At 75.1% G+C, this 6,733-nt stretch carries 7 protein-coding genes; 4 read left to right on the top strand and 3 right to left on the bottom strand.

Annotated features, from left to right (window positions below):
- Positions 1–72: 72 nt before the first annotated feature.
- Together ACFWBY_RS31330 and ACFWBY_RS31325 are read right to left on the bottom strand one after the other, a co-directional pair.
- Positions 73–765 carry an ABC transporter ATP-binding protein gene (locus ACFWBY_RS31330; protein ID WP_385335927.1) on the bottom strand — a complete coding sequence of 231 codons (693 nt, stop codon included), beginning with the start codon at positions 763–765 and terminating at the stop codon, positions 73–75.
- Entirely contained in the window at positions 762–1,853 is a 1,092-nt protein-coding gene (locus ACFWBY_RS31325) for an ABC transporter permease (RefSeq protein ID WP_385335929.1), read from the bottom strand. Before ACFWBY_RS31325 ends, ACFWBY_RS31330 begins: the two co-directional genes overlap by 4 nt.
- A 194-nt stretch (positions 1,854–2,047) precedes the next feature.
- On the opposite strand from ACFWBY_RS31325, the gene ACFWBY_RS31320 reads away from it, so the two are divergent.
- Together ACFWBY_RS31320 and ACFWBY_RS31315 are read left to right on the top strand one after the other, a co-directional pair.
- Positions 2,048–3,433, top strand: a complete 1,386-nt coding sequence (locus ACFWBY_RS31320; RefSeq protein WP_385336061.1) for a sensor histidine kinase — start codon at positions 2,048–2,050, stop codon at positions 3,431–3,433.
- Positions 3,430–4,065 carry a response regulator gene (locus ACFWBY_RS31315; RefSeq protein WP_385335931.1) on the top strand — a complete coding sequence of 212 codons (636 nt, stop codon included), beginning with the start codon at positions 3,430–3,432 and terminating at the stop codon, positions 4,063–4,065. The genes ACFWBY_RS31320 and ACFWBY_RS31315 overlap by 4 nt, the downstream gene beginning before the upstream one ends.
- Positions 4,066–4,104: 39 nt before the next feature.
- Here ACFWBY_RS31315 and ACFWBY_RS31310 read toward each other — a convergent pair whose 3' ends face one another.
- Positions 4,105–5,595, bottom strand: a complete 1,491-nt coding sequence (locus tag ACFWBY_RS31310; protein ID WP_385335933.1) for a PLP-dependent aminotransferase family protein — start codon at positions 5,593–5,595, stop codon at positions 4,105–4,107.
- Between the two features lie 88 nt (positions 5,596–5,683).
- Between ACFWBY_RS31310 and ACFWBY_RS31305 the strand changes: the two genes are divergently transcribed.
- A complete protein-coding gene (locus tag ACFWBY_RS31305; protein WP_385335935.1) occupies positions 5,684–5,926 on the top strand; it encodes a hypothetical protein in 243 nt (80 codons plus the stop codon).
- Positions 5,836–6,504 carry an NTP transferase domain-containing protein gene (locus ACFWBY_RS31300; RefSeq protein ID WP_385335937.1) on the top strand — a complete coding sequence of 223 codons (669 nt, stop codon included), beginning with the start codon at positions 5,836–5,838 and terminating at the stop codon, positions 6,502–6,504. The genes ACFWBY_RS31305 and ACFWBY_RS31300 overlap by 91 nt, the downstream gene beginning before the upstream one ends.
- The last annotated feature ends 229 nt before the right edge of the window (positions 6,505–6,733 follow it).

Raw genomic sequence — 6,733 nt, 5'->3', positions numbered from 1 at the left:
CCCCTCCCGCGGGAGGGGTGCCGGGCTCATTGCCCTGCCGTCGTGCGGCCGGGAGCGGCGGCGTTCAACCGGTCAGAGCGCCGCAACGGCCTCCGCGCCCTGCGTGAGGCGGCCGTCCGCCATCGTCGCGGTGCGGTCCATGCGCTCCAGGTGGGCGTGGTCGTGAGTGACCAGCACGGTGGCGGTGGAGCGTTCCCGGGTGAGGGTGACCAGCAGGTCCAGGACCGCGGCGCCACGGTCGTGGTCCAGCGCGCTCGTCGGCTCGTCCACCAGCAGCACCGCGGGCTCGTTCATCAGCGCGCGGGCGATGTTGACCCGCTGGCGCTGGCCGCCGGAGAGCTGGTGCGGCCGCTTGTCGGCCTTGTCGGCCAGACCCACCGCGTCCAGCAGCTCCAGGGCCCGCCGGCGATGCGTGCGCGCCGGGCGGCCGTGGATGTGCGCCATGACGTACAGCTGCTCGGCGGCGGTGAGCGAGGCCAGCAAGTTCGGCTGCTGGAAGACGATGCCGATCTTCTCCCGGCGCAGGGCCGCCTTCTCGGCCGCCCCGAGCTTCGCGACCTCCTGCCCCGCGACGACGACCTGCCCCGAGTCGGGGGTGACGAGGGTGGCGGCGACCGCGAGCAGGCTGGACTTGCCTGAGCCGGAGGGACCGATGACGGCCGTCAGGGTTCCGGCCGGCACCTCCAGGCCGACCGCGTCGAGGGCGGTGAGCCGGCCGTCGCCGTCCGGGTAGGTGAGGGTGACGTCGCGGACGAGCAGGGTCATCGGGCACTCCCGAGAGCGGTCAGGGGGTCTACGGCGGTGATCCGCCGGACGGACAGGGCCGCGCCCAGCGCGCCGAGCGCGATCATGACGGCGGCCGGGGCGAGCACGGTGGCGGTGTCGAGCACGAAGGGGACGTCGCCGCCGCTGATCAGGGCGCCGACGCCGGCGGCGAGGGCGGTGCCCGCGCCCGTACCGAGCACCAGCATCACCACGGCCTGTCCGAGGGCGTCCTTCAGGAGGTACGGGGTGGAGGCACCCAGTGCCTTCAGTACGGCGATGTCCCCGCTGCGCTGGATGGTCCACACGGTGAAGAAGGCGCCTATGACGAGGGCGGAGATGGCGAAGAGGAACCCGCGCATCAGCTGCAGCGAGCCGTTCTCCGAGGTGTAGGAGCCGATCGCGCTCAGCGCCTCGTCCACGGTCTGGGCCTGGGTGCCGGTGGCATCGTCCCCGGCCCCCCAGTCGACGTCGGCGGTCCCGTCCAGGGCGACGACGGTGGCGAGGGTGTCGGCCGGGGTGCCCGGGTTGCCGACGCGCTGCCAGTCGCCGAGGTCCGTCCAGACGACCGGGGTGTGGCTGTGGGAGGCCGTGCCGGAAACGGCGGCGACGGTCAGCTCGACCGGGCCGACGTTGAGCTTGTCGCCCGCGGTGAGCCCGCCGAGCTCCTTGGCGGCCTTCTCGCTGAGGACCGCCCGTCCCTGGGTGAGGCCCTGGTCCCGCGGGGCCAGCCGGCCCGCCGGATCCACGCCGAAGACGGACACGGAGGCGGCGCGCTCACCCGAGACGGCGTTGGTGGTGCGGATCCCCAGCGGCTCCGCCGAGGTCACCCCCGGCCGCTCGCGCCAGGCCTCCCAGGCCTTCTGGGGCACCTGGGAGCTGGTGAAGGAGACCTTCTGGTCCCCGGCGGGCGGGGCGAAGGCGAGGCGGGAGGTGGCGGGAAGGCCGGTGACGGCCGAGATGTTCTCCCGGGCCAGGCCGGCGGTGAGCCCGGACAGCAGGCCGACCAGCAGCGTGATGAGCAGCACGACCGAGCCCATCAGGGCGAAGCGGCCCTTGGCGAACCGTAGATCTCTCCATGCGACGAACATGTTCCCCACCTTGGTCTTCCGCGTGGGCACAGGGCATCGCGCCGCAGGAGGGATCCTGGAATCGAAGGACCCATACGGACATCGAACTTTCGGTTGACCGGGGCCACCGTTGCGGGACTTACGCTGGTCAGGCCATGACTGCCACCGACACGACCGCTCCCTGGCCCCACGGCGACCCCCGCCGGCCGCTTCCCCTGGGCACCCGCGCCCTGACCCCGGTCTCCCGCGTCCTGCGCCTGTGCCTGCACGCGCTGCTCCTGGGCTTGCTCGCGCTCGCCGCCGCACGGGCCGTCGCCGGGTCCGCGCCGGGCGCGGTGTGGGTGGTGGCGGCCTGCGCGGTACTGGCCGCCGTGTACGTCGCCGGGGCACGCGCCCCCGTCGTGCACCGCTCGGCGCGTGCCGGGGCGCTGTGGCTGGCCGGTCTCTGCGCGGCCTGGGCGGGACTGCTCGCGGTCTCCCCCGACGGTCTGTGGATCGCCTTCCCGCTGTACTTCCTGGAGCTGCACCTGCTGCGGCTGCGCTGGGGCGTGGCCGCCGTCGCCGTGACGGCCTGCGCGGCGATCGGCGGCTTCCTCGCGCACAGCGGGGCGGTGTCGCCCGGGGCGTTCCTCGGGCCGCTGCTGGGCGGGGCCGTGGCGGTGGCGACCGTACTGGGCTACCAGGCGCTGTACCGGGAGAGCGAGCGGCGGCGCGAGCTGATCGAGGAGCTCATCACGACCCGTGCCGAGCTGGCGGCGGCCGAGCGGGGCGCCGGGATCCTGGCGGAGCGGGAGCGCCTCGCGCGGGAGATCCACGACACCCTGGCGCAGGGGCTCTCCTCCATCCAGCTGCTGCTGCGGGCGGCGGAGCGGACCCTCGCCGAGGCGGCGGGGGCCCCCGGGCCGGCTCCGGCGGCTTCCACGGCCCCGGCGGTACCGGCGGTTCCCGCGGCCCCGGCGGTTCCGGCCTCTTCCACGGCCCCGGCGGTTCCGGCGGTTCCCGCGGCCCCGGCGGGGGCCCCCGGGCCGGCTCCGGCGGCCCCGGCCGTCGCCGACCCGACGGCGGCGGCGCTGGCGCACATCGCCCAGGCGCGCCAGGCCGCGCAGGAGAACCTCGCCGAGGCACGGCGCTTCGTACGGGCCCTGACGCCTCCGGACCTGGAACACGGGTCCCTCCCGGCCGCGCTGGAACGGCTTTGCGCGGGGGCGCCGGGCCCCCGGGTCCGCTTCTCCCTCAGCGGCACGTCCCGGCCCCTGCCCACGCCGTACGAGGTGGCGCTGCTGCGGATCGCGCAGTCGGCGCTGGCCAATGTGGTGCGGCACGCGGGGGCGGGCCGCGCCGAGATCACCCTCACGTTCATGGACACCTCCGTGACGCTGGACATCGTCGACGACGGGAAGGGCTTCGACCCCTCCGCGCCGGCTGCCGCCGGGAGGGACCCCCTGGCGTCCTCGTCCGCGCCCTCGGGCGGCGGCTTCGGCCTGCCGGCGATGCGCTCGCGGGCCGAGACGCTCAGCGGCCTGTTCACGGTCGAGTCCTCCCCCGGCCAGGGCACCGCCGTGGCCGTCACCCTGCCCCTGCCCGCGGAGGCACTCTCATGACGATCCGGCTGCTCCTGGCCGACGACCACCCGGTGGTCCGGGCCGGGCTGCGCGCGGTGCTGGACACCGAGCCGGACTTCGCGGTGGTGGCCGAGGCGGCCACGGCGGAGCGGGCGGTGGAGCTCGCCGGGCGCGACGGGGTGGACGTGGTCCTGATGGACCTCCAGTTCGGCCCCGGCCCCGGCATGCACGGCTCGGCGGCCACGGCGCTGATCACGGCGCGGCCGTCGGCTCCCCGCGTGCTGGTCCTGACCACGTACGACACGGACGCGGACATCCTGGCGGCGGTGGAGGCCGGCGCCTCGGGCTACCTGCTCAAGGACGCCCCGCCGGAGGAGCTCTCGGCGGCCGTCCGCACCGCGGCGGCGGGCCAGTCGGCGCTGGCCCCGGCGGTGGCGCTGCGCCTGATGGACCGCATGCGGACGCCGGCGGAGGCCCTGACCAAGCGGGAACTCGAGGTGCTCCAGCTGGTCGCGGACGGATTGTCGAACCAGCAGATCTCCAAGCAGCTCTTCCTCAGCCAGGCCACGGTCAAGTCCCACCTGGTCCACATCTACGCCAAGCTCGGCGTCGACTCCCGCACCTCGGCGGTGGCCGCGGCCGCCACCCGCCGCCTGATCCGCACCCCGTAGCCGGCGGCCCTTCGCCCGGGGGCCGGTCCGCGGCGGCTCTCAGGCCACCCAGTGCGGCCGTTCCACCGCCGGGGACAGCGGGACCCCGTCGTGGAAGGCCTGCGCGAGGAGCCGGACGCCCTCGTCCAGGCGGTCGGCGGGCAGCGTGTACGGGATCCGCAGCCGGTGCTCGAAGGTGCCCGGGTCCACGCCGAAGCGGGCGCCGCGGCCGAGGTGCACCCCGGCGGCCGCGGCCCGTTCGGACAGGGCGGAGCTGACCGGCTCGCCGAGGTCGACCCAGAGCGAGAGCCCGCCCGGCGGGAGCTGCCAGGACCATTCGGGGGTGTGCCGCTGGAGGGACCGTACGAGGGCCTCGCGCTGGATCCGCAGCTGCGCGAGGCGGGCGGGCAGGGACCGGTCCAGGCTCTCCATCAGCGGGAGCGCGACCAACTGGTCGAGGACCGAGCCGGTCATGTCGGCCGAGACCCGTACCGACGTCAGCTCCGTGATCATCTTCGCGCCGGCCCGGATCCAGCCCACCCGCAGGCCGCCCCAGTGCGTCTTGCTGAGCGAGCCGATGGTGATCACGTGGTCCGCGCCGCCGCGCGGCGCGAGCGAGGCCAGCGGCGCGGGCGCGGGAACGTCCAGCGCGATGTCGGCGATGGTCTCGTCGACCACCAGCCAGGTCCCGGTGGCCCGGGTGGCAGCGAGCAGCCGCAACCGCTGCTCCGGAGGCATCAGCGCGCCGGTCGGGTTGTGGAAGTCGGGGATCGCGTAGGCCAGCCTGGGCACGGTCTGGCGGAGCGTGGATTCGGCGATCTCCATGTCCCAGCCCGCGTCGGAGACGGCGATGGACCCGGTGCGCAGCCCGGCGTGGCGCAGGGCGTCGAGCGCGTTGGCGTAGGTCGGGTTCTCGGTGACGACCCGGTCGCCGGGGCGGCAGAGCAGGCTGACGACCAGCGCGAAGGCCTGCTGGGCGCCGGCCGTGACCAGGATCTGTTCGGGGCGGGTGGGCAGCCCGCGCCGGGTGAACCGGTCGGCGACGGCCGTGCGCAGGTCGGGCAGGCCGAAAGGGTGGTAGCCGGGCGTGCGGGCGAGCCGGGGCAGCCGGGGGGCCGCCCACTCGAAGGCTTCGCGCAGGCTGTCCTGCGGGGCGCCCATGGCGGCGATGGCGAGGTCGATGCCCGGGTCGCCGTCGGGGCGGCCTCCGGTGCCACCGCCGAGGAGGGCGGGCGAACCGACCGGCAGGTGCCCGTCGGGGAGCTCGGTCCAGGTGCCGGCGCCGCGCCGGCTGCGGACGTAGCCGCTCTCGCGCAGGAGGTCGTAGGCGCCCGTGACGGTGGCCCGGCTGGCGCCGACCGCTTCCGCGAGCTCGCGTTCGGCGGGCAGGCGCACGTGCAGGGCGACCCTGCCGTCGAGGATCAGGGTGCGGACGGCGTCGGCCAGGGCCCGGTAGCCGGGGCGGGCCAGTACCCCGGCGGGGAGCAGGGCAGCGAGCTGCCGGCTGCCTATCGTCCTGTCCGCCGTGTGGACCACTCGCCCGTTCGCCATGCCAACCTCCCTCGATTGGCTCTGCCTACCAGGCCAATCAGCGACAAGACTCGCCTCATTGGCCCCCGATTGGCAAGGAGACGCCGCGATGTTGACCGACCGTGACGAGAGAGCCCTGGTCGCCGCCGCCGAGAACCGGATCACCGAGCCGCTGCGGGCCCGGGCGGCGCTGGCCGCCGTACCGGGCGCCGTACGCGGCTTCCTGCGGGGCTTGCGGCGCGGCGAGCGAGAATCGGTGACATGGCACTCCACAGCGACACCCGCGGGCCACGGCCCCAGCAGCGGCAGCGCGAACAGCACGCGGCAGCGGGCCACCCCGCTCCCCCGGTGATCGCGGGCCTGCTCCTGGCGGCGGGAGGTGGCCGGCGCCTGGGCGGCCGCCCGAAGGCCCTGCTGCCCTACCGGGGCCGCCCCTTGGTGGAGAACGCCGTACGGGTGCTGCGGGAGGCGGGCTGCGGCCCGCTCCACGTGGTGCTCGGCGCGTCGGCCGCCGAGGTGCGCGAGCGGGCCGACCTGAGCGGATGCGTGGTGAGCGAGAACCCGGACTGGGCCGAGGGCATGGGCTCGTCGCTGCGGGTCGGTCTCGCCTCGCTGGCCGGTACGGGCGCCCTGGCCGCCCTGGTGTCACTGGTGGACCAGCCGGGCATCGGGCCGGAGGCGGTGGCCCGGGTCCGGGCGGCCTACCGCTCTCCCGCGAGCCTGGTCGCGGCGGCGTACGGCGGCGAGCGCGGGCACCCGGTGCTCTTCGGGGCGGACCGCTGGCCGGACATCGTGGCGACGGCCACGGGTGACAAGGGCGCGCGGGTGCACTTGTCGGCGCACGCGCATGAGCTCACGCTGGTCGAGTGCGGGGACGTCGCCGAGCCCTTCGACATCGACACCCCGCCCGACCTGGCACGACTGGCTTGAGCCGGATGCGCGTCCGGCCTGAGCGGGGCGTGACGGCCATGGCACTGAGGGCCACCACCCAGCGGATTCTGTCGACTCAGAGAATCTCGACATCAACAAACCATTGAACTTCCACCATGAGGAAATTACTATCCACTGGTCAGAAGCGCCCTGAACCCCCAGACGGCGCCCGCGACCGTATCCCGGAACTCTCCACACCCGACGGCACTGCGTGCCGTCCAGCGCGAGC

This window comes from Streptomyces sp. NPDC060049 (genome assembly GCF_042736715.1).
GTDB lineage: Bacteria > Actinomycetota > Actinomycetes > Streptomycetales > Streptomycetaceae > Streptomyces.
The sequence above is the reverse complement of the archived record's forward strand: the minus strand, read 5'-3'. Positions and strand labels throughout refer to the sequence as shown.